Consider the following 25481-nt stretch of genomic DNA (forward strand, 5'->3'; position numbering starts at 1 on the left):
AGTGGGAGTTTTTTTTATGCCTTAGTATTCCACTTCGTAGGTCATTATTTGTAATCCTTCCTCATAGACTTTGGATTTTAGTAGTTTTAAGGCTACTCGCTTTTTAGAATCTCCAAAAAGCCTTACACCAGTCCCTGTAAGAAATGGGTTTAGTTTGACCTTTACTTGATCAATCATCTCATTTTCCAAAAGCCATTGGGCAAATCTTCCTCCTCCACATAAATATATAGGCGAACCTTGCTCTTCTTTGAGTCTAATAATGGTTTGAAGATGAAGTTCGCATATTTCAACACCGTCTTCCGGGTTCTCAAGTTTCAATGTATTTGAAAAAATAATATGCCTCAAATGTGGATAAGCTTTTTGGCCAGGTTGAAGGCCATAATTATAACCAAATTCATAGGTTTTTCTACCCATAATCACCGTGTCAAACTCTTCCAGGTCTTTTAAATATTGCTTCACACCATTACCTTCCGTTTTAAATTGGCTTATATCATCGTTTGTTCCTGAAATATATCCATCTAAAGACATAGCTACATAGTATACTATCTTTCTCATTTTAAGGTTAGTTTATGGTAAACGTCAGATTTTAAACGCTTTAGTAAATGATTTGAAAGCTTATGAAATAACCATTTTGGTAAGCTCCGAAAATCCTTAAAAGCATTGTTACCTAAGCAAAAGTAAATCTTTTGTGTGCCAGGTAGTTAAAGATAAAGCTAAAACCCATGCCAGCAAAGTGGCTAAAAGTACCTATAGGGCTAAATTCTGTCGTAGTAAAAGGTATGTGGGCAGTTATATCACCCAGTGTTTGGGTTAAAATCCAGAGTGTAAATTCGGCACCTTTTACGGTAATGGCATAGGAGAAAACTAATGTCACCAAATACTTTAAGATTTCACTTTTGGTATTTCCTGACTTTTTAGCTCCAAAAGCCATGTTTTTGGAAAGGAAAAATCCTACAGGAATAGCTGCCAAATAACCCCAAGAAACACCAGTATTAAATGGTAAACCAAGATATCTGATACATAAAATGGTTCCTACCACATATTGAACCACAACACCACATGTTGCCGTGAAAAAGTAGGCTATAAATGTTTTTTTCCTTTTTAGGAATTGGTAAGCAGATGAATCAGACAAAAAGAATTATTAATAGGGAAGCTTGTTTATGCTTCAAATGGATAATTAACAATAATACTATAATTATTTTTATCAAACACCACTAATGGTGATCACAGAGAAGTTTAAGCTGAAAATTTAATATATAAACCCTCTTACTTTAGGCTGAATTCCCAAATAGGAGGGTTTATTTGTGTTACTAGAAACCCTTATTCTTTGTTAACCAAGATTTGACCTTCCTGCTCTAAAACCGCTTTCATGTCGGCATATGGAATTTCAGCAAGGTTCTTTTCTTTATCAATAGCCATAGATGCTAGTACTCCGGCACTTTGTCCCAAAATCATAAATACAGGTTCCATCCTAATAGAGCCAAAGGCAATATGAGAACTAGAAACAGCCACCGGTACTAGAAGGTTGGAACATTCCTGTGGTTTAGGTAAAATACTACCTAAGTCTATGCTGTAAGGCTGATGAGGATGAACCCCAATATCACCCTCGTTTTGAACATAACCGTCTTCGGTGATATATCTCTGAATGTTATGAGAATCCATCGTGTAAGAGCCCATTCCTATAGGTCTAGCAACTGGTTTAAGCCCTTGTATTTCGTTTTCGGTCATCACAAAATCACCGAGCATCCTTCGTGCTTCTCTCACATAAATTTGATGTGGGAAATTTTGGTTATCCGTAAATTCATCTTTGGCATATCCCCATAGTTTCATTTCATTTTGAACATCTGCTGGTACCCTAGGGTCATTGGCAATAAAATATAGCAGACCTTTTTGATAATTTTCATGCTCTTTAATGATTTCAGCTCTTCTTTCGTAAGAAGCTTCTGGGTAGTCGTAGTTCATACCGATATTGTCAGTACTGAACGGCCCATGGTTATTGACATCGGTTTTATGATTTGGAATAGGGTCATATTTGTTGAAAGTTTCTCTCCAGCCAGAGTTAAATACACGCAAAAGTAGTTCGTATTGGTTCGCGTCATATTCGGCAGGTTTTTGAAATGCCACTTTATTATCCTCTTTTTTTGTTAAACACATCCTGAAACAATATGCCTGAATTTTATGGTCACCCTCTCCTTTAATTCCGGGTGTTTCGGTAGATATTCGGGGTAGCACACCACTTTTAGGGTCATTGGCTACTACATAAGGGCTTATTTTTCGGTCGCCAAAATGATGTCCGTGATGTAAGACGCCTACTTGAATACCGTTCCATGTTTCGTTATAAACATTATTAGCTTCTCTTCCCACGTGGTAACTTACTCCTGCGGCGGCCATTAGATCGCCTTCATAAGTGACATCCATAAATATTTTGCCCTCGTAGGTTTGACCGTTTAATGTCGTGATAGATTTTATCTTACCATCTTCCATGCTAACACCATTTTCTCTATCCAGAAATTCGTTTCTATGAACTTCAATCTTGTATTCTTTCACATAGTCTTCAAATACCTTTTCGGCAATACTGGGTTCGAAAATCCACATGGTTTTATTAGCTCCATCCATGGCTGGCGTGCCCTGTCCTACATTACCATATTCTTCTTTTTTCTGGTGTTTCCATGTTTCAGGAGACGCATAATAAGTGTAAATACGTTGGTAAAAATCTCTGGCAAGTCCTCCTATGATGCTTTTATTACCGGTATCTGTAAAGCCAAGGCCAGAGGAAGTCAATCCGCCGAGGTGTTTGTCTGGGGAAACAACAATCACCGTTTTACCCATTTTAGTTACCTGAACGGCTGCGGTGATGGCGGCTGAAGTACCACCATAAATAATAACATCCGCCTGATGTTTATTGGGGTCTTCTTTTTGGCATCCAAACAGAAGGATTGATAAGGAGAGAAAGAAAAATAAGCTTTTTTTAGTCTTCATTTATATGATTTTTTGAGGGTTGTTTTTTTTCAAAACCAATTTCCAGAAAAAAAATGGTTTAGCTACTAAATATAACTGAATTAAAAAGTTTTACCTTGTACCACTTTCGGTTATATGCCGAGTAGGGTTCACTAATTTATTATTTGAAAACATCCTTTGAGGGCCTCATAGATAGCTTTATGGTTAATAAAGTGGGCCTTTTTGAAAATTTCTTGAACAAGTCCATGTCTGACAGCCTCAAGAATAATTTGTTAGCGTTGTATGCTGAAAAGCTTATGAAGGTAGCTGGCATTGGAAACCTTCAAAATCTCCAATTGAATTCAGGAATCCGAAGCGATATGATTTATTGGCTTGACAGAAGCCATAATGATATAGCTGAAAATGGTTTTCTAGACTTCATTGAGGAATTTATTCAATATCTTAATGAAACCTGTTATGCGGGTATTACAGGTTATGAGTTTCATTACGCCCTATATGAAAAAGGTAGTTTTTACCAGAAACATTTAGATCAGTTTAGAGGCAATAATGCTAGAGCTTTTTCTATGATCATGTATCTCAACGAAGACTGGCAGGAAGGAGATGGAGGAGAACTATGTGTTTATCATACAGGTTTACCACAAAATATAAGTCCTTTAGAAGGGCGTTGTGTTTTCTTCAAAAGTGATGAAATAGAGCATGAGGTATTGATAAATCAAAAAAACAGAATGAGTATCACAGGTTGGTTAAAAACTGGTTGAACTTATAGCTTTTTTGAGCCTACTTCTGTGATCAGATTTCCATTTCCCAAGTGCCCATTGGTGAAAAAAGCAGGTCTGTTGGAGAGTCTATGTCGTATAGGTATTGGTGAGAGCGTGTTTCTTTCAGACAAAACGGATGAATTAACCTTAGCATTTCCACGAAGCCTTCTAGCGTCATATCGCAATAAAAAGTTTCGTTATTATTGGTCCTAACACCCTCATCTTCATATGAAAGCCTCATAATAAGATTGATTTTTTTTCGAGTAATAAATGGGAGTGTAGCCAAATCCAGTACTTTGAAATCATCAATAATGGTTTTCTTAAGAGCTTTGGCAAATTCGGTGGCTTCAGCAGAATCAAAATCATACAGGCGGACCAAATTTTCTCCAAAATTATTGATGTCTGGTAAGTAGTCTAAGATCATGTCTCTTTAGGAAGGTTTTTAATTTGTGAGTGCAAATTTAGTTATACTATAGCATTAAAGTTGGCCTTAGAATCAAATCCTAATAATTTCGATCTTTCCAAACCACTTTACTTGGCCAAATAAAAGCAAGGAACTGCAGAATGGCAGAAAAAGGAACATATAATGAGAAGGGAATGAGATACTTTAAATAACCTTTTAGTTTGAGCTTTCTTTCAAGGTAAGTTATCAGAATGAAATAAAACACCCAAATATTTAGAACAAGCCAAAGAGCAATTTGAACCTCGAAAAATGCTAGATATAGAAGTAGGGGTAACAGAAGAATTTGCAGAAAAGCTATAAATAGAAGTTTACTTTTGCTCTCAAAACCACCTTTAATCCATCGTTTTCTTTGTTCTAGGAACTTTTCAGGAGGTAAAGTGTATGCCAAGACGTCGGCTTCGAAGGTATGTTTGAAGGCATATTTTTTGTCAATGATGGCTTTATAAAGGGCATAGTCTTCTACTATTGAAAAGCCAATTTTAGCATACCCACCAACAGCCCAGTAGGCTTCTTTACTGACCGCCATGTTATTTCCCATGCCTGTGGACATTATTTTTAATTGGGATAATAAATGCATAATATATAGGGTAATAAGCCACTCCAAACCTTGTATACCGCTCCAAAAGGGTTTGGCTTTCATACTTGTGATACCTACTACTACGCCCACGTGTTCTATGAAATACTTGTTCATGGCATGAATCCAGTTTCTCGGCAAAGTAATGTCTGCATCTGTGAAATAGTAGAAATCTCCATTGGCTTGATGTGCCAGTTTTTCTAAAATTCTAGCCTTTCCCTTTAGGGGTTCATCGGGCTGTTTTTCTGAATAGTTTAGGAGCCGGGCATAAGCATTATCCTTTACCCATTCTTCCAAAATAAATTTAGATTTGTCCGTGGAGGCGTCGTTGCCGAAGAGTATTTCTAAAGAATCTTTTGGATAATTTAACTTAGAAATAGAATCTAGAAGACCAGGAAGGTTCTTCTCTTCATTTCTTATGGCTATGAGTACGCTGACTTTGGGTGTAGGCATGGCGTAAAATTAGGCTTAGTAGAACCATAAAAAAAACCTCCTAAATACTGAGGAGGCTTCTGTTATGATTTTGTGCGTTAATTATAATTCATTGGCCTTTAATTTTTCGTAAAACAAAGCCATAGAATTATAAATGATAGGAAGGGCATAAAATAAACCAATCAATAAAGCTAACATACCTAGAATCGCCATCCCTATATGTATTAAACTGAGTAAGAAGTATTTCATTTTGAAACCACCCATCATTTCCCAGCTCTTTTTCATGGCATCTATACCGGAAATTTTATCGTCATCTGCCATGATGAAGAATGTTTGAGAAAGTCCCATGGCCAACATAATACCAGGTATGATTAAAAGCACTAAACCCAAACAAACCACCACAAGGATTAAGATAAAGGCAATGGTAGATTGAATGTAATTTCTGAAGCCATCAAAAAGGTTTTCGATGCCAGAATTTTGACCACGACCGGTATTTTGAAAAAATATAGCCAAACCTAAGTTCAACGGCCCTCCTAATATTAATCCCAGGAATGAAAGGTCTTCGTTTAGCCGATTTGGAAGGCTGGAGATTAAAGAGAAGATAAGTACCACCCCGATGGCAGGCAGCCATTTGCCTGCTAGAAGGTCTCTTGATTTACTAATGATGTCTAAGTTGCTCATATTAAATGATTTAGTTTAAATATTTTAAATTAACGCCGTACAATACACAAAAAAGAATTCCGAAAAATGCGGCACCGCCTCCAGCTATTGCTCCTAATATGCCGTCATAAATCATCATTGGGGCTATTACCGCTACTGCCGTTCCAATAAGATACAACCAAAAACCTTTTTTGTCTAGGCCCCACATCAATACAGCTCCTAAAAGGGTTAATAATGCAGCAATGCCATTTGCGATACCTATATTTCTAACATTTTCTACGGTAAGTCCTGCCGTTACTGAGCCCATTAGGCTTTGAATCATGTTGGCTTCTTTTTCTGAATCCACTTTGTCATCTATATTATCCATGACCTCTTCAAGTACCTCAGTACCCATTCCTACAGCCACTTCAGCATTTTTATAAGAGGATACCGCATTGAGTATTCCCCAGCCACTTCCTATAAATGTGAGCACACATAAGATGGTTAGAAATGTTGGGCGTAAAGTTTCGTTCATTTTGTAAAATTTGCTTGTTTCGTTATCAAGATTAACATTTTTATGACTTTATTCAAAATTGCCAAATTAAATAATACGCAAACGGTCTTGGTTTAATATATATGAAAATTTTAGACTGTTTTATTGAAGCTATGCGTAGGCTTTGATTTGTGCTGACACGTTTAAAATTTGGAATTTATCCCATTAAATCTGCCACGGTTGTTTTTTCATAAACCTCCAAATTGGCATCTCTCACATGACCAAGAATAGGTCTCAGTCTACATTCTTCTTCTGTTTTACAGTCTTCGCACTGGCCGTAGAAGTTTAACGATACACATAAAAGAGGGGCAATGGGCCCATCTATAATTCTTAAAACTTTGGCAAAAGTAATTTCTGTTGGAGGTAAACGAAGTAAATATCCGCCACCTTTACCCTTTTGGCTTTGTAAAAGGCCATTATTCCTTAGTTCCAAGAGTATAGCTTCTAAAAATTTTTTGGGGATATTTTCCGCTTCGGCTATCTCAGAGATAAGCGTAGGCTTCTTATTCTCGTATTTTGTTCCCAAATGCTTTAGTGCCTTTAGTGCGTATTTGGCCTTTTTAGAAATCATAGTTATGCTAAGGGGTTTAGGCAAAAGTAAAGTATTTTTTGCTAAAGCTTCATGATGCCTCTCATATTGTCTGTTAGCCTGACTACCTTTGTGAAGAATTAAGATTTAAAATTTATATATGAGTAGAATTCATCGTCCATTATCAGAAGGTATTATAGAAAACCTATTGGCTATTTTTAATCAAAATCAAAAGGCCGATAAGGTAGTGGAATTATCCCTTAAGAGTAATAAAAAATGGGGAGCTAGAGATAGACGATTTATAGCGGAGAATACTTATGAAATTATCCGTTGGTGGAGGTTATTGAAATTCTCTGCCGAAATAGATGAAAGAAAGATAAAAGACGAAGAGCTTTTCTGGGAAATGCTGGGAACTTGGTTCGTTATTTCTGGAAATGAATTGCCAGAATGGGAAGAGTTTTCAAACCTGGTCCCTGAAAAGATTCTAGCAAAAAGAGAAGAAGCGAATACGATAAGAAAAATAAGGGAGTCCATTCCAGACTGGATAGACGAATTGGGCTTAGTCGAAATGGAAAATTGGGAAGTGGAACTCGCTGCTTTAAATCAGCCAACGGATGTTTTTCTTAGAGTCAATACGCTGCTTTCTACAAAGAAGGACTTGATAGAAAAATTGGAGAAAGAAGGGGTAGAGGTAGAGCTTGTTCCTAATGTTAGAAATGCCCTTAGACTGCTGAAACGAAGAAACCTCAAGTCTTTAAAAGCATACACTAAAGGTTATTTTGAAATACAAGATGCTGGTAGCCAGTTAATCGCTCAGTATTTGGGCGTGGAGCCAGGGATGACTGTTATTGACGCCTGTGCTGGTGCTGGAGGCAAAAGTCTTCATTTAGCCACGCTTATGGAAAACCAAGGAGACCTCATTGCCATGGATATTAAAGCTCCTAAATTGGAGGAGTTGGAGAAGAGGGCCTTTAGAAATAAGATTAGCATCATAAGAACAGAGCCAATAAAAGGAGACAATATTAATAAGAGAAGTGAATTTGCAGACAGGCTACTTCTAGACGTACCATGTTCTGGACTGGGGGTTTTAAAACGAAACCCTGATGCCAAATGGAAATTAAAGCCAGAATTCTTAGAGGAAATAAAGATGGTTCAAGCCCAAATTTTAGAGGATTATTCTAAAATGACCAAAATTGGTGGGAAATTGGTTTATGCCACTTGCAGCGTTCTGAAGTCTGAAAACGAAGACCAAGTAGCAGCGTTTTTGAAAAAGAATTTAAATTTTGAACTGGAAAAGGAAAATAGAATATCACCAGCAAAAACTGGTTTTGATGGCTTTTATACCGCTTTGATTAAAAGAGTTTCATAGGATTTTTTTTTGGCATGGAAGAACCTTTTCTGCTATGGCTAGATTTTTGCTCGTAAGTTTTTGTCAGGAAACAAACGAGTGAAATATGAATAAAACTTTATTTAGCAAGCAGATTTTCAGCCTTTTATTAGCTTTAGGATTATGTTCCTTTGCGTTTTTGAAAGCAGATAAAGACCCCGATCTCAAAAAAGACGAGTTGTCTTATCTCAATACCAAAATTGAACTCAACTTTGGTGGAATTGAAGAAGTCTTAAATCTGGAGCACCCAGAATATTTCAGAACGAATATATATCTTTCTGATAAGGACTTAAACAATGCTACTGAAAATTCACATGAGCAAATTTCCATGGTATTGAGAAATTTTATGCAGGGTTCGGCATTTAAAAACGGTGAATACACGGTCAACGCAGATATTGAAACCATTGAGCCTGGTGTGAAAGTGGAATTTTTTACACTAAAGGGTGCTCAAGCAGGTATTTCGGTAGTTTCTGGTAAGGTATTTTATGCCGGACGGTACCCACAAGTATCTTTGGAACTGGATTTACAGCTATCGAACGGCGAAAATCTTAAGGGGAGTTATTCTAAAGAAATGCAGTCATTTAAATACTATTTCTGATTAACACGCCTTATTTAAAAAAAAACGAGCCCCATTGTGATACACTTTGGGGCTTTTTCTATGCTAAAAGTTGAGTTTGCTCTCTTTTAGAATTAAATAATTTTCGGAGTCTCGTATTTTGCGTAATTTCAAATTGGAACGATAGAATAACCCTAAATAAATAAATGGAAAACATTCATGTTGACAGACGTCAGTTTATTAAAGGTTCGGCGGCCACTGTTGCACTCACTACACTTTCTGGTAGTGCTTTTGCCGAAACTTTTGACACAAAAAAACAGTATAGAGTAGCATTGATAGGTACCGGCTGGTATGGTAAATCAGATTTGTTCAGACTTATTCAGGTGGCCAATGTAGATGTAGTGGCTTTATGCGATGTAGACTCTAAGATGTTAAGCGAAGCCGTTACATTGGTGAGCAAAAGACTAAAGTCTGGCAAAAAACCAAAAGCTTATGCCGATTATAAGCAAATGCTAAAGGAGAACAAGCTAGATATCGTGTTGATAGGTTCTCCCGACCATTGGCATGCTCTGCAGTGCATTGATGCTTTAAAGTCAGGAGCACACGTTTTTGTCCAGAAACCCATAAGTGTGGATGTGATAGAGGGCGAAGCCATGGTTGCAGCCGCCAGAAAGTACAATAAAGTGGTACAGGTGGGTACACAAAGAAGGAGCACACCTTTCCTTAAACAAGCCAAAGAGGATATTGTAGAAAAAGGACTATTGGGAAAGATCTCTCATGCTGAGATTTGCTGTTATTACCCTATGCGAAATGGTAGTAATCCAGATTTACAGCCTATTCCTGACCATTTGGATTATGAAATGTGGACGGGACCAGCTCCGTTAAGACCTTATGACGGCTTACCACATAGAAGATGGTGGAGGGCTTTTATGGAATATGGCAACGGCGTAGTAGGAGATATGTGCGTGCACATGCTGGATGCCGTAAGATGGACCATGGATTTGGGCTGGCCTACAAGAATTAGCTCCCAAGGTGGTATTTATGTGCAAAAAGATGCTAAATCCAATATTTCTGATACGCAGTCGGCCGTTTTTGAATACGACGAATTAAATATTGTTTGGCAGCATAGAACTTGGGGGAAAGCTGCTGACCCTAATTATCCATGGTCCTACAAGATTTATGGGGACAAAGGTACCCTTGAAGCAAGTACAACCAAGTATGATTTTACCCCAATAAAAGGTGACCCTATTCATGTGGATGTGACTTACGATAGAGTGAATTATCCAGAAGATTTAACAGAAGACAGTATTGAATTGAATGCTGCACCTGCGATGAGGGCACATATGTTAGATTTTTTGGCGGCTATTGAAAACAATACCAGACCAGTGGCAGACATAGAACAAGGGCATATTTCTACTGCATCTTGTATCCTTGCCAACCTATCTTGTGAACTGGGGAGGCCGCTGGTTTATAATCCAGAAACCAGGCAAGTGGTGGGAGACCCAGAGGCCACGCAACTATTGATGAGGGAATACAGAGCGGGTTATGTACATCCTCACCCTAGTCAAGTTTAAAATTATAGACATTCAAATTTATTTTCGACGTTCATTTCTTACAGGGATGGACGTCTTTTTTTTATTTTGAGCCTATTGGAAGGCTTTTTTCTTTGCTAAAAATACGGTTTGCTCTTTTCTCTACTATTTCCTAGGTCTTGAAATTGAAGGAGTGTCAATAATATGGTTAAATTGAGTTGGAAATAATGACAACAACCCTAATTTTTAAAATGGAAAAATTCAACCTAGACAGACGGAAGTTTCTAAAAGGCACCGCTGCTACATCTCTGGCCATAAGTACACTTGGAGCTCAGGCAATGGAATTTGAAAAAGCGGCTCCGAAATACAATGTGGCTCTCATTGGTACCGGGTGGTACGGCACTTCAGACTTACTAAGACTCATTCAAGTGGCAGATGTGGAAGTGGTATCTCTGTGCGATGTGGATTCACAGCAGCTGGATAAGGCAGCCACTCGGGTGAGTGAAAGACAGAAATCTGGTAAGAGACCTGAACTCTATGCTGATTATAATAAAATGCTGAAAGAGCAAAAGCTGGATGTGGTGCTTATTGGTTCTCCAGACCACTGGCATGCATTGCAAGCTATAGACACCATAAAGGCAGGAGCTCATGTGTATCTTCAAAAGCCGATATCTGTGGATGTGATAGAGGGGGAAGCCATATTGGCGGCTGCTAGGAAATATAATAAAGTGGTACAAGTGGGTACACAAAGGAGGAGCACACCTTTTTTAAAAGAAGCCAAAGAAAATATAGTTGATAAAGGACTTTTAGGTAAGATTTCTCATGTGGAAGTCTGCTGTTATTTCCATATGCGTAATGGCTCAAACCCACCCTTACAAGTGGTGCCAGCGTATTTAGATTATGAGATGTGGACAGGTCCAGCTCCATTAAGACCTTATGATGGTTCGCCGCACATAAGATGGTGGAGAGCATTTAATGAGTATGGAAACGGTATTATGGGCGATATGTGTGTACACATGTTAGACGCCGTGAGATGGACAATGGATTTAGGCTGGCCAAAAAGAATCAGCTCGCAGGGCGGTATTTTTGTTCAAAAGGACGCTAAATCGAACATTTCTGATACACAGTCTGCCGTTTTTGAATATGACGAGCTCAATGTAGTTTGGCAGCACAGAACTTGGGGCAGGGCGGCTGATACCAAGTATCCGTGGTCTTATAAGTTTTATGGAGATAAAGGAACGCTAGAGTGCAGTACGCAAATGTACGACTTTACGCCTATAGGTGATGGTGAACCAATGCATGGCGAGCCTTTGGTAGAAGGCAAGACTTATCCGGAAGATTTGACAGAAGAGAAAATTGAAATTCATGCAGCTAATGCGAATAGAGCCCATATGAGAGACTTTCTGAATGCCATTGAAAATGGCGGAAGACCTGTTGCTGATATAGAGCAAGGTCACATTTCTACAGCCTCTTGTATTTTGGCAAATATTTCTATGGAGTTGGGCGGAAGGCCTTTGGTTTATGACCCTGTGAAACGTGTTGTGGTGGGAGATAAAGAAGCTACCGCCATGCTGAAAAGAGCCTATAGAGCCGGTTATGTACACCCAGACCCAAATAAAGTTTAATCCTTAAATAACTCTTTTTTTTATCGCTCTGGAATTTTTCAGGGCGATTTTTTTATAAATTCATTTTTGGCAGCGATTTAAAAGTACCCCTTATGAAACACCTATTTGCTCTCATTTTTCTTATTCCTTTTAGCCTTTCGGCTCAATATCAATTAGGCCCTGATTCTCATAGACAGGATGGGGTACCCGAAGGTAAGGTTACAAAATATCTGTGGCACAGCCCTTCTTATGATAATTATAGAGAATACCATGTTTATGTTCCAGCTCAGTATGACGTGTCAGAATCAGCAGCATTGATGGTTTTTCAAGATGGGCAAGCTTATGTTAAGAATGATGGAGCAATGAGAGTGCCGATAGTTTTTGATAACCTCATTCATAAAAAAGAGATGCCCGTAACTATTGGCTTATTTATTACGCCTGGTCACAGTTCGGAAGATTTACCAGAAAATAGATTTCAAAGTTCTAACAGAGCAAATGAATATGACGAAATGGATGATAGATATGTGACGATGTTACTGGAAGAGCTGATTCCTGAATTAAAGAAAACACTTAACATCTCAGAGGATAGAAAGCTACATGCCATTTGTGGTTTATCATCTGGTGGTATATGTGCTTTGACAGCGGCTTGGCAAAGGCCAGACTTCTTTCATAAAGTATTAAGTCATATTGGAAGTTTTACCAACATTCGTGGAGGTGATAGATACCCTGGGATTATCAGAAAATCAGCAAAGAAAGACATCAAAATATTTATGCAAGATGGCAGCACAGATTTGGATAATATTCATGGAGACTGGTATTTGGGTAATCTACAAATGGAGTCTGCTTTAAAGTACAAAGACTATGAAGTGAAAACAGCATGGGGAACTGGAGGTCATAATTCAGAACATGGAGGGGCTATTTTGCCAATGTCTTTGAGGTGGCTTTGGAGTGATGTTATGAAGTGAAATTATTACTGTTTATGTTTTTAATGAATGAAAATCTGGTTAATTTCGTTCTGATACAGAGGGGAAAAAGAAAAGAATAGATATGGAAAAGGTACTAGGTGAAAAAGAAACTTATACTTTAGACGAAATAGTCAAAATGATTGATAATTTATCTTCGAAAGATAAATTGGAATTGATTGACAGGATTGGAGTCGAAGAACATAGACTAAACATTAGTTTAGCTTCTGAGCAATCGTTAGCCAAGGATTGGCTTTCAAAAGAAGAGGACGAAGCATGGAGAAATTTGTAGCTGGTAATGTTGTTGTAGTTAAGTTTCCTTTTTCTGATTTAAGTAATTCTAAATTGCGTCCAGCATTAGTCTTAGCTGATTGGGGTGGTGAAGATATCATTCTATGTTAAATAACAAGTAGAAATAAGAATGAACCTTTTGCTGTACCCTTGAAAAAAGAGGATATCACAAGTGCCTTTTTACCATTAGATTCGTTTATAAGGGTAAATAAATTATTTACGGCAGATAAGAGTATTATTGAACGTAATGTTGGTGTAATTCTAGAGCCAGTGATGAAAGAGGTAGAAAAAGCAGTAATGAAGTTGTTTATCGATTTCAAAAACCTCTAGTCTGTATACATCAAATACTGCATGGTTTTGATGAAAACAGCCAAGAGGTCATAGAAATAGTAGAGGTGGTAACTGCTGCCCAAAAGCGAATCGTCAGAAAATTGTCGTAATATTCAATCTTTTCATTTGGCAGAATTTTGACCATTAAAAGCCAAAATTGTGACAAATATTGTTTTCTCGTGTTATAAGAAATTAATTACAATATGCTTGATTTCTGCTTTATAGCATAACCGAAACTTACCAATAAGTCCTACTAATTTCCACTTCGTACTTTTTTCTACCTCTGGTTATTGTTTGTTTTTCTAGTCTATCTCCGAAGTATTCGTATTCAATTTTTTCCTCTAGTTTTTTGGCTCCAGTTTCAGTATTTACTCGGAAAAACTCTTTTTGTATGGGTTGTTTACTGTCATTAGATTTTATAATTATTCTTTGATGGCTTGTCAGTCTATTCTCACTAGAGGGTAAATAGAAGTCTTTGTAATTGATTATTTCTGTGTTTCTGATAGTTTCAGTTTCATGCTGATACATTTTATCACCATAAAAATGTTTGTTATAGCCTTTTACATAGTTTCCTAGGGAGTCATAAATAGCACCATAGAAGTGATATGTGTTTTCGTTGGTTTCTGCCCTATACTCTTTTAAGGTTGCGGTAGAATCTATCAATATACCCTTACATTCGCTAAGCCTAATTTTATCAAATCTTGCGGCAAAAGCTAATTTAGGAAGCTCTTCTATTGTGTACTTTTTATAGTTCTTGGCCACTTGGAATATGAAAAATTCGGAGTATTCTCTATCGGTAATTGAATCAGTTTTGGTAATATAAATTCGCCCATCTGGTTCGCCAGATTCTCTCAAAAATGTAACTGTCCTTTCATCTTTGACTTTTACATTATAATGGGTGGTCAGTCTATCATTTTTAAGACTATCATAACTATAAACTTTAAGGCCATTCGAGACAAGTCTATAAACACCAATATCGTTTTCCCATTCTAAAATTTTTTGCCCTTTTTCGTTAAAGTAAAGGGCTTGAAAGACTTCACCTTTGTGAAAATACCTTTCACTTTTTAGTGCTCTTAAGGAATCTTGCCCTTGGCAGAAATAAAAAGAGCTAAGACAGAAAATGAAGAAAGAAAGTGTTCGGAAGTTTGATTTGGGCATTGCATGGTTTATAATTGTTCTCTAAAGAAATGAATTAATATTTCGAGTAAAAATGCAAAACAAAGAATTTATAGAAGTAACCGTCAAAAACCATCAGATTCTCCATGGTTTTGATGAAAATAACCAAGAGATTCTGGAATCTGTAGAGGTACAGAATTCGGCTAAAAAGCTTATCAAAGTAGATAGAATATTGTCAATAAGTGAGAAGTTTATCTTGACTTCTTACGCCTTTGATAGGATAATTTATTGGGAATATGAGGAGACTTACGAAGATTTAAAAGAAATGCTTTCAAGCAATTAATACTATAAAAATGAGAGACTTATCACCAGCCTTTGCGGCATTTGACGCTTATAATAACCAAGACCCAAATCATGAAAGTATTGGTAATCAAAAGTTAAGTAAAGAAACACTTTACGGTCTTAGAATGAGTATTTGGCTAAATAGATATGATTCTGAAGCTCCAGACCAAGTTAAGTTGGCTGCACGAAGTCAGCATATTGGTCGCTGGGAAATGGCTAGAGATAGCTTCCCTATGGATAGAACGGGTTATCTGAAATGGAGAAGTCAGTTGGCTATTCATCATGCCAAAACAGCAGGAGAAATATTGGCAGGGTTGGGTTATGATGATGAACTGATAGATAAAGTGAAGTTTTTATTGCAGAAAAAGCAATTGAAACAAAACGAAGAAACACAACTGCTAGAAGATGTTATTTTCTTAGTTTTTGTGGAGCATTATTTAGAAGATTTTGCCGCAAAACATACAGACGAAAAGGTGATAGACATCATAGCCAAGACGCTGAAGAAGGTAACTTCGAAAGCGATAGAAACTTCTAGTAGTATCCAAGTTTCAGAACGCATAGGTAGGCTTATAGATATGGCTGCTGGCTCTTTGTAAACCTAAGGTTGTAGAGGCGAATGGCTAAGGAAATCAAATACTTAGCATGAAATTCGGGGTGTTTTTTTTGCCATATATACGGTTTATTTGGGGGAAGGTCGTCTAATAGATAAGATATATCGAATGTGGCAGTTTGTTTCTTTTGGATGGAGTATTTTTGAATTGAAATTTAACCAAAAACACCTATATGAAATACTCATTTTATGCATTGGGCATTCTACTGCTGCTAAATGCATGTTCCAGTGAAGATGACCCCAACACCAAACCAGAAGACAGCAGATTTACGGAAGTTGTTTTGGCCAGAGGCTTAGATGAGCCCATGGAAATGACATTTTTGCCAGACAACAAAGTGCTGGTGGTAGAACGTAAAGGAGGACTAAAGCTTATCAACGAAGACACGAAAGAAACCTCTGATGCTGGATGGATAGAGGTAAATACTAAGTATACCAATAAAGAAGGAAATGTGCGTGAGGCCGAGGAGGGCTTAATGGGTGTGGTGGTAGACCCTAATTTTTCTCAAAACCATTGGGTTTATCTTTATTATGCAGACCCAGAAACGCCTAAGCATGTTTTAGCAAGATATGAGTTTGTGGACGACTACCTAGTAGACGATTCTAAGAAAGTGATTTTAGAGGTGCCTACGCAGCGTGAAGAGTGTTGCCATACTGGAGGAGGTATGACATGGGATGCACAAGGCAATTTGTTTTTGACCGTAGGAAACAATACGGTTAATCCACGAAGTGGTGCTTCAAACTTAAATGAAGCTCCAGGTCATGAAAATGAAGACGACCAAAGAGCTCCTGGTAACTCTATGGATTTAAGAGGAAAAATATTAAGAATTCATCCAGAAGCGGACGGTACTTATAGCATTCCTGAGGGCAATCTTTTTCCAGTGGGAATGGAGAAAACGCGTCCAGAGATTTACACCATGGGTCACAGAAACCCTTGGAGGCCTTCGTTAGATAGCAAAACAGGTTACTTATATTGGGGTGAGGTAGGTCCAGATGCCAGCAAAGATTCTATTTGGGGACCTATGGGTTATGATGAGTTTAATCAAGCTAAAGAAGCTGGATATTTTGGATGGCCTTATTTGATTGGTAATAATAGACCTTATAATAGATACAATTCTGAAGACGGTACTTACGGCGAACCTTTTGACCCAAATAACTTGGTCAATGAGTCAGTCAATAACACCGGTATTAAAGAATTACCAAAGGCTGTTCCCGCTTTTTTATATTATCCATATGGCCCATCTCCTGAGTTTCCTTTGATGGGGACCGCAGGCCGTAGTGCCACAGGTGGACCCGTTTACCGACAAGCAGATTTCAAAGATGCCGCCAGACCGTGGCCTGCTTACTATGAAGGTAAGTGGTTAATTACCGAGTTTATGAGAGGCTGGATAATGGCTGTCACTATGGACGAAAACGGCAACTATGTGTCCATGGAGAAAGTACTACCTGAGAAAAACTTCAGTGGAGCTATGGATATGGATTTTGGCCCTAATGGCGATTTATATGTTTTGGAATATGGAACGGCATGGTTTAAAGGAAATGAAAATTCTCGGTTGGTTAAGTTGGAGTACAATTCAGGCAACAGAAAACCAGTGGTGGAAGCCAGTTCTGATGTGAGTTCTGGTAAGGTACCGCTTACCGTTAATTTTTCTGCAGAAGGAACTACTGATTATGATAAGTATGACGAAGGTAAATTAAGTTACAATTGGAAAATCAAGAAAGAAGGTGTAGAGATAGGCTCGGTTTCCGGAGAAAAAGCAAATTATACTTTTGAAGAAAGTGGCGATTTTGAGGTGGAATTAGTTGTGACAGACTCCAAAAAGGCGACGAATTCTAAATCTTTTTCTATAACCGCTGGTAATGAGGCTCCCGCCATAACTTTAAGCCTCAATAAAGAAAACAAGACTTTCTACTACGGAGAGAAAGAATTGCAGTTTACGGTAAAAGTGGCTGATGCCGAAGATGGAAGTACCGAAAATGGCATTACTCCAGAAGAAGTGGCCGTCACTTTTGATTACGTTCCTGCCGGTTATGACCCAATAGAAATGGCAGCAAATCATGCTACAGCGGATGCTATGGCGTCTTTTGCAGTAGGAAAAAGTTTAATAGAAGCTAGTGATTGTATTTCATGTCATCAGTTTAATGCCAAGTCCATCGGGCCTAGTTATGTGGCCGTAAGCGAGCGTTATGCCAACACAAAAAAGAATAGAGAGCTGTTGGTAGATAAAGTTATCAATGGTGGTAGCGGCGTATGGGGAGAGCACGGAATGAGTGCCCATCCAGATTTGAGTAATTCTGATGCCAGCAGAATGGTGGACTTCATACTTAATATGTCTTCTACAGGGGGTGCAATATCCTCATTAGGTCTAAGCGGTGTAGTGAAACCGATGAAGCCAGACTATGAATTTGAAGAAGGCAGTTTTGTTTTAAGAGCTGCGTATAAAGACAAGGGTGGTAAAGGTGTAAAACCGCTGTTGACAGAGAAAGTAGTTGTTTTGAAAGACCCATATTTAAGGCCTCATACAGCTGATTTTCGTAAGGCCACAGAAGTTTTGACGGCTTCTGGGAATGCTTTTTTCGCGGTAGGCGACAAGTCTTATATCGGTTACAAGAATATTGATCTTACTGGTGTGAAAAACATCCACGTTTACATTCAAAACTCAGAAAGGTCTGGTACTGTCGGAGGTAAGGTGGAATTGCATTTAGACACTCCAGATGGAAAGTTAATAAGTATTTCAGAAGACATTCCTGTGAACAGTCCAAGTGGTCCTAGAAGACCACCAGAAGGCGTGAGTGCGGTAGATTGGAGAAGACAAAATAGTTCTAAAGCTAACTTAGCGGTCTCTTCAGACATTAAAGGTTTTCATGATGTGTATCTGGTTTTTAGAAACGAAGCAGCTTCAAGCAATGATTATTTAATGAAATTAAACGAGATAGAGTTTTCTAATAAATAACAGGAATAAACGAAGGTTTTATATGCCTCGCCCTTTATAGGGTGAGGCATTTTTTTGTCTTTGATATTTTTTTTAAACTTTGCAGAAAATTTACTAAAAATTGTCTCGTAAACATGGCTTTCCGCTGTTTATAATCATTAAATCACTGTTTTGATGTGATGATTGCTTTACACGAATTGAGATAAAAACAGGTTAATTTCGCTGACTTCTTACTTTAAATTGATAAAAATAAGTCTGACTGGAGGTATTTTTTAATACGACTTTTCAGGCATGGGTATGATGTTTTCATAATAAAGTGAAGTAATGAACTGCAATGTTAAAATAGCTTTTTGTACAGATTTTTCTGAGAATGCGGGGCGTGCCCTTGAGTCCTTACTTTTTAATACTTGGGATTATAAAGTGGATTTTGACGTCCTTCATCTGGTAGAGCATAATTATCAAGAATCTTTGGAGAAATTGAGTGCTATTAATGAAGAACTTAAGCTTTCATTAAATGATATTTCTAAGGTAAGAATTCAACTTTTTAGAGAACATCAAAGAGATGACTTAATAGAACAATTGAACAATTACGGCTATTTATTCGTGTCTATTGGTCTTCAGGGGAATGGGAAAGGAGAAGGACTTGGAAGTTTCATTAAAACGATTTACAGTGATGTAAACTGCAATGTCATGATGGTGCCTTTGGCCTGTGCCATTAAGATTGAAAATAAGGTACTTGTGGCCGTGCAATCAGAGCATATTCCGTATTTAAATCTTTTGAAGAAGTTTTATTCTTTTTTTAGATTTAATTTTTTTAAGCTCACTATTGTCGTTCGAACACTAAAGGAGTTCGCCGAAGTAGATAAGCTCAAAATCCAAGAAGAGATAAGTGAAATGTTACCGAATCTGGAAATACACTTGATTTTTCACAATCCTGAAAATTATCATGGAAACTTACTGAAACAGCTTATAGTCCAGGAATTCGGTTACTTTTATGTGTTTAAAGACAGTTACTACGATAAGCTTTTGAAGGTTATTCTTGAAACCCACCCTGATAAATCTATCCTAAAGATAAAAGTGACGAGACTTATGATTTCTGAAAGGGAACTCGAATTAGTAAAAAGTAATTCTCCTTTCTTACAGAAATTTGAGTTACGCTACTCTTAAGATAGTTTCTTCTTATGTGCTGAGGAAGGAAACAACAGGTTTTCTTATGCGTAATTAGATTTTAAAATAAAGACAGTTGGTGTGCAAATAATGGCATGCCTCCTTTCTGCTTACTCTTTTAACGCTTATAATAAGAGATGTGATGAAGTGAGATTTTCTGTAATGATTGAGAAACAGATATGCTACATTTAGGGATGGTTCTGCTTAAGGTTAAAAGAGAATTTTTATAATGCGGTTTTACAAAGCTGCTCGCAAGTAGTAACAAAATTAAATGAAATTATACGAGATAGCTTTTTCTGATAAATAAGCAGGAGTAAATGTAGGGTTACTGTGCCTCGATCTTGATAGGGTGAGGCATTCTTTTTGCTTGATGATAAATTTCCTTAATTTTAATTTGAGACTTTTATGTATTTTAACTTTTAGGCGGTTTGGGTCAAAAACGTCACTTATTCTTGAGTTGGATGTTATTGACTTTTACGAATAAAGATAATTCTGATAGTTTTTCTTTAATGTTTCAAATAGGACTGTAGATGTATTAGAATCATAAATACAGAGCAATGAAATCAAATGTTAAAATAGCTTTATGTACAGATTTCTCTGGCAATTCAGGTCGTGCCCTTGAGTCCCTACTATTTAATTCTTGGAGTTTTAAAGTGGATATTGATGTCATTCATCTTGTTGAGGATGATTATCAAAAGTCTAAGGATAAGTTGAATGCATTGGAAATCGAACTAAAACATACCTTAAGTAATATTTCAGAAGTTAAAATGTACCTTTTTAAAGAAGGTCAAAGAGATAGCTTGATGGAGCAATTAAACACTTCAGGGTATATTATTGTGGTTAGTGGACTTCAGGGAACTGGAAAAGGAGAAGGTTGGGGAAGTTTTATAAAAACCATTTACAAAGAAGTAAACTGCAATGTTATGGTGGTGCCAATGGCCTGTAAAATTAAGATTGAGAATAAGGTAATGGTGGCCATTGAGCTGGAAAATATTCGGTATTTAAATATTTTATTGAAGGCACAGGCCTTTTTTAGACTTAATTATTTTAAGCTTACGATTGTTATTCGAACGTTAAAAGATTTAGCACTAAAAGAAAAGCGTCATATCCAAGAACAGTTAAATGAAATATTCCCGAGTCTAGAACAAGAGTTGATTCTATACAATCCTGAAAATTATCAGGGAAACTTACTAGAGCAGCTGTCTACTTATGATTTTGGTTATTGTTTTGTGTTTAAAGACGACTTCTTCGATAAATTTTTTATTAATATTTTTGAAACGCATCCTGATAGATCTACGATAAAAGAAAAAGTGGTGAGGATAATGACATTCGAAAGAGAAATAGAATTAGCAAAGACTAATTCCGAACTCTTAGAGAGGTTTGAGTTACGAGACTTTTAAAAGCTCTTAGATGGCTAATTGATATTCTTATGTGAACTCAAGTGATAAACCGATTTCATTAAACCATATTTAAAGGCGATTGTTTCAATGAGCACCTTTACGGTTTGTACCAAATAAGCCTGCAAGAAACGGGACATAAGAATTAATGTTCCCTAAGACCAACGCTTTCCTTTAAAGCAGGATGAAGATTCTGTTCAACGGATTAACTGAGCTAAGATTAAAACCCGCTTTATATTAAGTGGAACTTTAATGAAAAATCGTTTGTGATGCCTATTTTTTTTCTTTGATGGCCAGTTGACCGCAAGCGGCATCTATATCCTTTCCTCTGCTTCTTCTCACATTAACCGTTACACCTCTTTTTTCAAGGAAGTTGGCGAATTTATCGATGGCTTCTGGGTCAGCATTTTGATAGTTTGCTTCGGCAATAGGATTATATTCAATGATATTGACCTTTGAAGGCACTCTTTTTACAAAATCCAATAACTCTTGAGCATCTTCTAGCTTATCGTTAAAGCCATAAAAAATGATGTATTCTAGGGTTATTTGATTGCCAGTTTCTTTATAAAAATAATTAAGAGCGTCTTTTAGATTGGCCAGTGAGTTGCTCTCATTAATTGGCATAATTTGATTACGCTTCTCGTCATTAGCAGCATGCAGGGAAAGAGCCAAATTGAATTTAACTTTATCGTCGCCCAGTTTTCTTATCATTTTGGCAATACCGGCGGTAGAAACTGTAATTCTTTTAGGAGACCAGTTTAGGCCATCTTCTGCGGTTAGTCTTTCAATAGAGCCTAATGTTCCTGCATAATTTAGAAGAGGCTCTCCCATGCCCATATAAACCACATTGGTTAGAGGAGCTTGGTAGTTGTCTTCGGCTTGCTTTTTTATCAAGACTACTTGGTCGTAAATCTCTGCTGCGGTGAGGTTTCTTTCTCTGTTCATGTAGCCGGTAGCACAAAACTTACAGGTCAATGAACAACCTACCTGAGACGATACGCAAGCCGTCATTCTTTTATCAGTAGGAATGAGCACACCTTCCACTAAATGCCCGTCGTGCAGTCTAAAACCAGATTTTATGGTTCTATCTGAGCTAAACTGAGAACTCTCTGTTATGACAGGATTTATAACGAAATTTTGCTGGAGTTTAACTCGTAAATCTTTTGAAAGGTTGGACATATCTTCAAAACTAGTGGCAGATTTTTGCCACAACCATTCCCAAACTTGATTAGCCCTGAACTTCTTTTCACCTTCTACGATGAACCAATCTGTAAGTTTGACTTTGTTAAGTTCTCGTATGTCTACCTTTTTATCTATCATTCGTATGCAAAATTCTGCATTTCCCCTTGATTTACCTAGCTTTCAACATGATTGAATCGTATTCTCTTTACTATTATGCAGCATATAGTGTATATTCCGAGACTTTTAGATACTTAAATGAAGAAGCACCCCAAAATAACCACATTACTTCTGATCGCACTATTTACAGCGTTTGTACAGACCGCTAATGGGCAGTTCTGGAAAAAGGGTAAGGAAGAGAAAGAAAATCCAGTTTATGGTTTTCATATTAAAGGAGGGAAAAAAAAATATGTGATGCCATTTAAGGTTTATTCTAACCTTATTGTGGTGCCCGTACTTTTGGATAATTCGGACACCCTAAATTTTATTTTGGATACTGGTGTAAGCTCCATTTTTATCACTGATCCAGATGTGGCAAAGAAAATGGGTTTGAGATATGTGCGAGAGGTAGAAATAAGTGGTGCAGGGAAAGAAAAATCCCTTTTAGCCATGGTATCCATTGACCACAGGTTTGAGTTAGGAGACATAACGGGCTATAGACAAAACATTGTGGTCTTGAGTGAAGATATATTGCATCTTTCAGAATTTATGGGTGTGCCTATCCATGGTATTTTTGGCCATGCTCTCTTTGAAAACTTTGTAGTGACGATAGATTTTTCAAATTTCTTTCTAACCATCAACGATCCACGAGAATTTAAGTTTAAGAGAAAGTATGGCAACAAATTCCCTATTGTGATTACCCAATCCAAACCATATACGGATGCCATTTACATTACAGAAGCCAATAAAGAAAAGCGTAATGTAAGATTGGTGATAGACACGGGAGCGGGTCACGCTTTACTATTAAACTCTGAAGAAGGCCATATTGAATTACCCGAAAAAGTGATAAGAGCAAGTTTAGGTAGAGGGCTAAATGGTGAGATTTTTGGAAATGTAGGTCGTGTGCCGAAAGTATCTATTGGGCATACTAAAATGAATAATGTGATAGCTTCCTTTCCTGATTCCTTGGCTTTTAGTATGAAGTTCCCACCGTCTGATGATAACCGACAGGGCAGTATTGGAGGGGAGTTTTTGCGGAGGTTTAAGGTTACGCTAAATTACAGCAAGGGTTATATGGCTCTTAAGCCTATTAGAAGTAAGATAAAAGAGCCCTTTGAACATGATATGAGTGGCTTAGATATTAGAGCAAAAAAAGGCTCTTTAGATAGACTTTATGTTCAAGATGTGATTGAAGGTTCTCCTTCTGACTTAGCTGGATTGAAGGTGTATGATGAAGTTATTTTCATCAATAACGTGCATGTATCGAAGATGACTTTGGCGGAAATTTATCGCTTACTTTCCAAAAAAGAAGGGCGGAATATTAATATCTTTTATAGAAGAGATGGCGTTTTGACTTTTACCTCTTTTAAACTAAAAAGGGCTATTTAATGCTTGCCCAAATCTTTTTCTGATATTTGTTCGCTCAGCATTTTTTGTTTTATTCATGGCGTATCGCAAATCTTTTTTTAAAAGGTATTTTGGTTCTTTTTGGGTTTATATCATCTTTTTAGGGCTCATTTACGCTTTTAATAATTCCAAAAAAATAGTAGCTTTTATCTCAGAAACATTCGGGATAGAACTGCCATTGACCAGAGCACCGAAAGAAATACCAGAGTTTTTAGCTTATCCCGAAACGCTACTTCCAAAGCCTGACACTTACGGCGAGTGGATAGAAAAACCAAACTTTTTGGTGTATTATGATGAAGACATTATGCAAGCGAGATTTAGCTTACATAAATTAGAAAGTAGCTTTACCAGAGGTAATGCCAGCCGATATGGGATACGTTTTAACGACCAAGAGGTTTTAGCTTCGCCAACGGCAAAGTATAAAGATTATTCTGGCTCAGATTATGACAGAGGGCATCTGGTGCCAGCAGGCGACTTTAAATGCTGCCAGTCCAAAATGGAAGAAACTTTTTCAATGACTAATATTGCTCCTTTTGACTCGGTGCTTAACAGGTATGCTTGGAATGAACTGGAGATAAAAACTAGAAGTTGGGCCAGAAAATTTGGAACGCTTTACGTGATAACAGGACCCGTTTTTGAGCACAGATTTCAATACATCGGGAGGTATAATGATGTAAGTGTACCGACACATTTTTTCAAAATATTATTTACACTTTCAAGTGACGGCACCCAGCCAAGAAATATGGTGGCGTACCTTATGCCTAATGAGCCCCTATATCATTTCGATAAACAAAACATGAAAGTGAGCATAGACCGTTTGGAGCAGATGACCAAGCTTGATTTTTTTGAGAAACTACCAGATGACATAGAGCAAAAGCTAGAAACAGTCACCCAAACAGGAAACTGGTAATGGCATATATTCCGGCTCTCAAGTATCATATTTTTACCCCCATTTACGACTGGTTCATAAATATGAGCGTACCTGAAAAAGAGATTAAATCCAGAGTCATAGCGTTGGCGGAAATTAAAAAGGAAGATAAAATCTTAGATTTTGGCTGTGGTACCGCTACGCTTTGCCAGATATTACTGGAAAAATATAGTGTAATGGAAATGGTAGGATTAGATGTAGACAAACGAATTCTTGAGATAGCAGGAAAGAAAAACATTCCTAATTTGAGTTTAAAGACGTTTGACGGTGAAACCATTCCTTTCCAAGACCATTATTTCGACAAAGTTATTTCTTCTTGGGTTTTTCATCATTTGACAGCGGCAGAGAAGATAAATGCTTTCAAAGAACTGAAAAGAGTACTTAAACCGGATGGTGTTTTTATTTTGGCAGATTGGGGCAAGGCCTCTAATCCTGTGCAAAGAATCTTGTTTTTTATACTTCAAGTTTTCGATAATTTCCATACCACGTCGGCTCATGTCAATGGCGAAATTAGACGCTATCTGGAAGAAGCTGGGTTTCAATACATAGAAGAATGTGGCTTTAGAAATACGCTTTTAGGAACACTCCGCTATTGGAAAATCAACCACTAGCTTATTCTTCCTTCAATGCAGGTTGAGTCTAATATAATATGTAGATTATATATGCCCCAGAGGGCAT

Annotated in this window: 26 protein-coding genes; 16 read left to right on the forward strand and 10 right to left on the reverse strand. The window is 37.4% G+C overall.

Features of this window, described 5'->3' with window-relative positions; translation table 11 throughout:
- Positions 1–21: 21 nt before the first annotated feature.
- The 3 genes from ACSBFT_RS03090 to ACSBFT_RS03100 all read right to left on the reverse strand — a co-directional run bounded on the left by ACSBFT_RS03090 (position 22) and on the right by ACSBFT_RS03100 (position 2979).
- The gene (locus tag ACSBFT_RS03090; protein ID WP_489603401.1) at positions 22–555 is read right to left on the reverse strand and encodes a dihydrofolate reductase family protein; all 534 of its coding nucleotides are present in this window, start codon (positions 553–555) and stop codon (positions 22–24) included.
- Positions 556–667: 112 nt separating this feature from the next.
- Positions 668–1132 (reverse strand): GtrA family protein, encoded by a 465-nt coding sequence (locus tag ACSBFT_RS03095; RefSeq protein WP_489603402.1) that lies wholly within the window; start codon positions 1130–1132, stop codon positions 668–670.
- Between the two features lie 188 nt (positions 1133–1320).
- On the reverse strand, positions 1321–2979 hold the full coding sequence (locus ACSBFT_RS03100; protein WP_489603404.1) for an FAD-dependent oxidoreductase: 1659 nt from the start codon (positions 2977–2979) through the stop codon (positions 1321–1323).
- A gap of 143 nt (positions 2980–3122) precedes the next feature.
- On the opposite strand from ACSBFT_RS03100, the gene ACSBFT_RS03105 reads away from it, so the two are divergent.
- On the forward strand, positions 3123–3716 hold the full coding sequence (locus ACSBFT_RS03105) for a 2OG-Fe(II) oxygenase (protein ID WP_489603406.1): 594 nt from the start codon (positions 3123–3125) through the stop codon (positions 3714–3716).
- Between the two features lie 31 nt (positions 3717–3747).
- On the opposite strand, the gene ACSBFT_RS03110 is transcribed toward ACSBFT_RS03105, so the two are convergent.
- The 5 genes from ACSBFT_RS03110 to ACSBFT_RS03130 all read right to left on the reverse strand — a co-directional run bounded on the left by ACSBFT_RS03110 (position 3748) and on the right by ACSBFT_RS03130 (position 6948).
- Entirely contained in the window at positions 3748–4140 is a 393-nt protein-coding gene (locus tag ACSBFT_RS03110; RefSeq protein WP_489603408.1) for a hypothetical protein, read from the reverse strand.
- A gap of 79 nt (positions 4141–4219) precedes the next feature.
- The gene (locus ACSBFT_RS03115; RefSeq protein ID WP_489603409.1) at positions 4220–5206 is read right to left on the reverse strand and encodes a glycosyltransferase; all 987 of its coding nucleotides are present in this window, start codon (positions 5204–5206) and stop codon (positions 4220–4222) included.
- 81 nt (positions 5207–5287) lie between these two features.
- Positions 5288–5866, reverse strand: coding sequence for a DUF975 family protein (locus ACSBFT_RS03120; protein WP_489603410.1), 579 nt, complete (start codon positions 5864–5866; stop codon positions 5288–5290).
- A 10-nt stretch (positions 5867–5876) separates the two neighbouring features.
- Positions 5877–6359 carry a hypothetical protein gene (locus tag ACSBFT_RS03125; protein WP_463044688.1) on the reverse strand — a complete coding sequence of 161 codons (483 nt, stop codon included), beginning with the start codon at positions 6357–6359 and terminating at the stop codon, positions 5877–5879.
- 175 nt (positions 6360–6534) lie between these two features.
- Complete coding sequence (locus ACSBFT_RS03130; protein WP_463044689.1) at positions 6535–6948, reverse strand: RrF2 family transcriptional regulator; 414 nt, start codon at positions 6946–6948, stop codon at positions 6535–6537.
- 118 nt (positions 6949–7066) lie between these two features.
- On the opposite strand from ACSBFT_RS03130, the gene ACSBFT_RS03135 reads away from it, so the two are divergent.
- The 7 genes from ACSBFT_RS03135 (at position 7067) to ACSBFT_RS03165 (ending at position 13568) form a co-directional block, all read left to right on the forward strand.
- Positions 7067–8275 carry an RsmB/NOP family class I SAM-dependent RNA methyltransferase gene (locus ACSBFT_RS03135; RefSeq protein WP_463044690.1) on the forward strand — a complete coding sequence of 403 codons (1209 nt, stop codon included), beginning with the start codon at positions 7067–7069 and terminating at the stop codon, positions 8273–8275.
- A gap of 85 nt (positions 8276–8360) precedes the next feature.
- Positions 8361–8891: a hypothetical protein gene (locus ACSBFT_RS03140; RefSeq protein WP_463044691.1), complete on the forward strand. Its 531-nt coding sequence runs from the start codon at positions 8361–8363 to the stop codon at positions 8889–8891.
- A 164-nt stretch (positions 8892–9055) separates the two neighbouring features.
- Positions 9056–10423: a Gfo/Idh/MocA family oxidoreductase gene (locus tag ACSBFT_RS03145; protein ID WP_489603412.1), complete on the forward strand. Its 1368-nt coding sequence runs from the start codon at positions 9056–9058 to the stop codon at positions 10421–10423.
- Positions 10424–10632: 209 nt separating this feature from the next.
- Positions 10633–12006: a Gfo/Idh/MocA family protein gene (locus ACSBFT_RS03150; RefSeq protein ID WP_489603414.1), complete on the forward strand. Its 1374-nt coding sequence runs from the start codon at positions 10633–10635 to the stop codon at positions 12004–12006.
- A 92-nt stretch (positions 12007–12098) separates the two neighbouring features.
- The gene (locus ACSBFT_RS03155) at positions 12099–12950 is read left to right on the forward strand and encodes an alpha/beta hydrolase (RefSeq protein WP_489603416.1); all 852 of its coding nucleotides are present in this window, start codon (positions 12099–12101) and stop codon (positions 12948–12950) included.
- An 82-nt stretch (positions 12951–13032) separates the two neighbouring features.
- A complete protein-coding gene (locus tag ACSBFT_RS03160; RefSeq protein WP_489603417.1) occupies positions 13033–13239 on the forward strand; it encodes a hypothetical protein in 207 nt (68 codons plus the stop codon).
- A gap of 110 nt (positions 13240–13349) precedes the next feature.
- The gene (locus tag ACSBFT_RS03165) at positions 13350–13568 is read left to right on the forward strand and encodes a type II toxin-antitoxin system PemK/MazF family toxin (RefSeq protein ID WP_489604860.1); all 219 of its coding nucleotides are present in this window, start codon (positions 13350–13352) and stop codon (positions 13566–13568) included.
- Positions 13569–13805: 237 nt separating this feature from the next.
- On the opposite strand, the gene ACSBFT_RS03170 is transcribed toward ACSBFT_RS03165, so the two are convergent.
- Positions 13806–14726, reverse strand: a complete 921-nt coding sequence (locus ACSBFT_RS03170; protein WP_489603418.1) for a hypothetical protein — start codon at positions 14724–14726, stop codon at positions 13806–13808.
- Between the two features lie 52 nt (positions 14727–14778).
- Between ACSBFT_RS03170 and ACSBFT_RS03175 the strand changes: the two genes are divergently transcribed.
- The 5 genes from ACSBFT_RS03175 (at position 14779) to ACSBFT_RS03195 (ending at position 21133) form a co-directional block, all read left to right on the forward strand.
- A complete protein-coding gene (locus tag ACSBFT_RS03175; protein WP_489603420.1) occupies positions 14779–15027 on the forward strand; it encodes a hypothetical protein in 249 nt (82 codons plus the stop codon).
- A 10-nt stretch (positions 15028–15037) separates the two neighbouring features.
- Positions 15038–15622 carry a DUF4202 domain-containing protein gene (locus ACSBFT_RS03180; protein ID WP_489603422.1) on the forward strand — a complete coding sequence of 195 codons (585 nt, stop codon included), beginning with the start codon at positions 15038–15040 and terminating at the stop codon, positions 15620–15622.
- 187 nt (positions 15623–15809) lie between these two features.
- Positions 15810–18587: a PQQ-dependent sugar dehydrogenase gene (locus ACSBFT_RS03185; protein ID WP_489603423.1), complete on the forward strand. Its 2778-nt coding sequence runs from the start codon at positions 15810–15812 to the stop codon at positions 18585–18587.
- Between the two features lie 303 nt (positions 18588–18890).
- Positions 18891–19733, forward strand: a complete 843-nt coding sequence (locus tag ACSBFT_RS03190; protein WP_489603425.1) for a hypothetical protein — start codon at positions 18891–18893, stop codon at positions 19731–19733.
- A 557-nt stretch (positions 19734–20290) separates the two neighbouring features.
- Positions 20291–21133 (forward strand): hypothetical protein, encoded by an 843-nt coding sequence (locus ACSBFT_RS03195; RefSeq protein ID WP_489603426.1) that lies wholly within the window; start codon positions 20291–20293, stop codon positions 21131–21133.
- 270 nt (positions 21134–21403) lie between these two features.
- On the opposite strand, the gene rlmN is transcribed toward ACSBFT_RS03195, so the two are convergent.
- A complete protein-coding gene (gene rlmN / locus ACSBFT_RS03200) occupies positions 21404–22450 on the reverse strand; it encodes a dual-specificity RNA methyltransferase RlmN (RefSeq protein WP_489603427.1) in 1047 nt (348 codons plus the stop codon).
- A 117-nt stretch (positions 22451–22567) separates the two neighbouring features.
- On the opposite strand from rlmN, the gene ACSBFT_RS03205 reads away from it, so the two are divergent.
- Genes ACSBFT_RS03205 through ACSBFT_RS03215 form a run of 3 tightly spaced genes read left to right on the forward strand, consistent with a single transcriptional unit; the run spans position 22568 to position 25414 of the window.
- The gene (locus ACSBFT_RS03205; RefSeq protein WP_463045440.1) at positions 22568–23857 is read left to right on the forward strand and encodes a pepsin/retropepsin-like aspartic protease family protein; all 1290 of its coding nucleotides are present in this window, start codon (positions 22568–22570) and stop codon (positions 23855–23857) included.
- Positions 23858–23912: 55 nt separating this feature from the next.
- Positions 23913–24785: a DNA/RNA non-specific endonuclease gene (locus ACSBFT_RS03210; RefSeq protein ID WP_489603428.1), complete on the forward strand. Its 873-nt coding sequence runs from the start codon at positions 23913–23915 to the stop codon at positions 24783–24785.
- Positions 24785–25414, forward strand: coding sequence for a class I SAM-dependent methyltransferase (locus ACSBFT_RS03215; protein WP_489603429.1), 630 nt, complete (start codon positions 24785–24787; stop codon positions 25412–25414). The genes ACSBFT_RS03210 and ACSBFT_RS03215 overlap by 1 nt, the downstream gene beginning before the upstream one ends.
- The last annotated feature ends 67 nt before the right edge of the window (positions 25415–25481 follow it).

Source organism: Arcticibacterium sp. SM2516 (assembly GCF_057914865.1).

Bases quoted from the DNA above. Each gene is read 5' to 3' on its own strand.
- ACSBFT_RS03090 (WP_489603401.1), bottom strand. From the start codon at position 555: ATGAGAAAGATAGTATACTATGTAGCTATGTCTTTAGATGGATATATT.
- ACSBFT_RS03100 (WP_489603404.1), bottom strand. From the start codon at position 2,979: ATGAAGACTAAAAAAAGCTTATTTTTCTTTCTCTCCTTATCAATCCTT.
- ACSBFT_RS03110 (WP_489603408.1), bottom strand. From the start codon at position 4,140: ATGATCTTAGACTACTTACCAGACATCAATAATTTTGGAGAAAATTTG.
- ACSBFT_RS03115 (WP_489603409.1), bottom strand. From the start codon at position 5,206: ATGCCTACACCCAAAGTCAGCGTACTCATAGCCATAAGAAATGAAGAG.
- ACSBFT_RS03120 (WP_489603410.1), bottom strand. From the start codon at position 5,866: ATGAGCAACTTAGACATCATTAGTAAATCAAGAGACCTTCTAGCAGGC.
- ACSBFT_RS03125 (WP_463044688.1), bottom strand. From the start codon at position 6,359: ATGAACGAAACTTTACGCCCAACATTTCTAACCATCTTATGTGTGCTC.
- ACSBFT_RS03130 (WP_463044689.1), bottom strand. From the start codon at position 6,948: ATGATTTCTAAAAAGGCCAAATACGCACTAAAGGCACTAAAGCATTTG.
- ACSBFT_RS03135 (WP_463044690.1), top strand. From the start codon at position 7,067: ATGAGTAGAATTCATCGTCCATTATCAGAAGGTATTATAGAAAACCTA.
- ACSBFT_RS03140 (WP_463044691.1), top strand. From the start codon at position 8,361: ATGAATAAAACTTTATTTAGCAAGCAGATTTTCAGCCTTTTATTAGCT.
- ACSBFT_RS03145 (WP_489603412.1), top strand. From the start codon at position 9,056: ATGGAAAACATTCATGTTGACAGACGTCAGTTTATTAAAGGTTCGGCG.
- ACSBFT_RS03150 (WP_489603414.1), top strand. From the start codon at position 10,633: ATGGAAAAATTCAACCTAGACAGACGGAAGTTTCTAAAAGGCACCGCT.
- ACSBFT_RS03155 (WP_489603416.1), top strand. From the start codon at position 12,099: ATGAAACACCTATTTGCTCTCATTTTTCTTATTCCTTTTAGCCTTTCG.
- ACSBFT_RS03160 (WP_489603417.1), top strand. From the start codon at position 13,033: ATGGAAAAGGTACTAGGTGAAAAAGAAACTTATACTTTAGACGAAATA.
- ACSBFT_RS03170 (WP_489603418.1), bottom strand. From the start codon at position 14,726: ATGCCCAAATCAAACTTCCGAACACTTTCTTTCTTCATTTTCTGTCTT.
- ACSBFT_RS03175 (WP_489603420.1), top strand. From the start codon at position 14,779: ATGCAAAACAAAGAATTTATAGAAGTAACCGTCAAAAACCATCAGATT.
- ACSBFT_RS03180 (WP_489603422.1), top strand. From the start codon at position 15,038: ATGAGAGACTTATCACCAGCCTTTGCGGCATTTGACGCTTATAATAAC.
- ACSBFT_RS03185 (WP_489603423.1), top strand. From the start codon at position 15,810: ATGAAATACTCATTTTATGCATTGGGCATTCTACTGCTGCTAAATGCA.
- ACSBFT_RS03190 (WP_489603425.1), top strand. From the start codon at position 18,891: ATGAACTGCAATGTTAAAATAGCTTTTTGTACAGATTTTTCTGAGAAT.
- ACSBFT_RS03195 (WP_489603426.1), top strand. From the start codon at position 20,291: ATGAAATCAAATGTTAAAATAGCTTTATGTACAGATTTCTCTGGCAAT.
- rlmN (WP_489603427.1), bottom strand. From the start codon at position 22,450: ATGATAGATAAAAAGGTAGACATACGAGAACTTAACAAAGTCAAACTT.
- ACSBFT_RS03205 (WP_463045440.1), top strand. From the start codon at position 22,568: ATGAAGAAGCACCCCAAAATAACCACATTACTTCTGATCGCACTATTT.
- ACSBFT_RS03210 (WP_489603428.1), top strand. From the start codon at position 23,913: ATGGCGTATCGCAAATCTTTTTTTAAAAGGTATTTTGGTTCTTTTTGG.
- ACSBFT_RS03215 (WP_489603429.1), top strand. From the start codon at position 24,785: ATGGCATATATTCCGGCTCTCAAGTATCATATTTTTACCCCCATTTAC.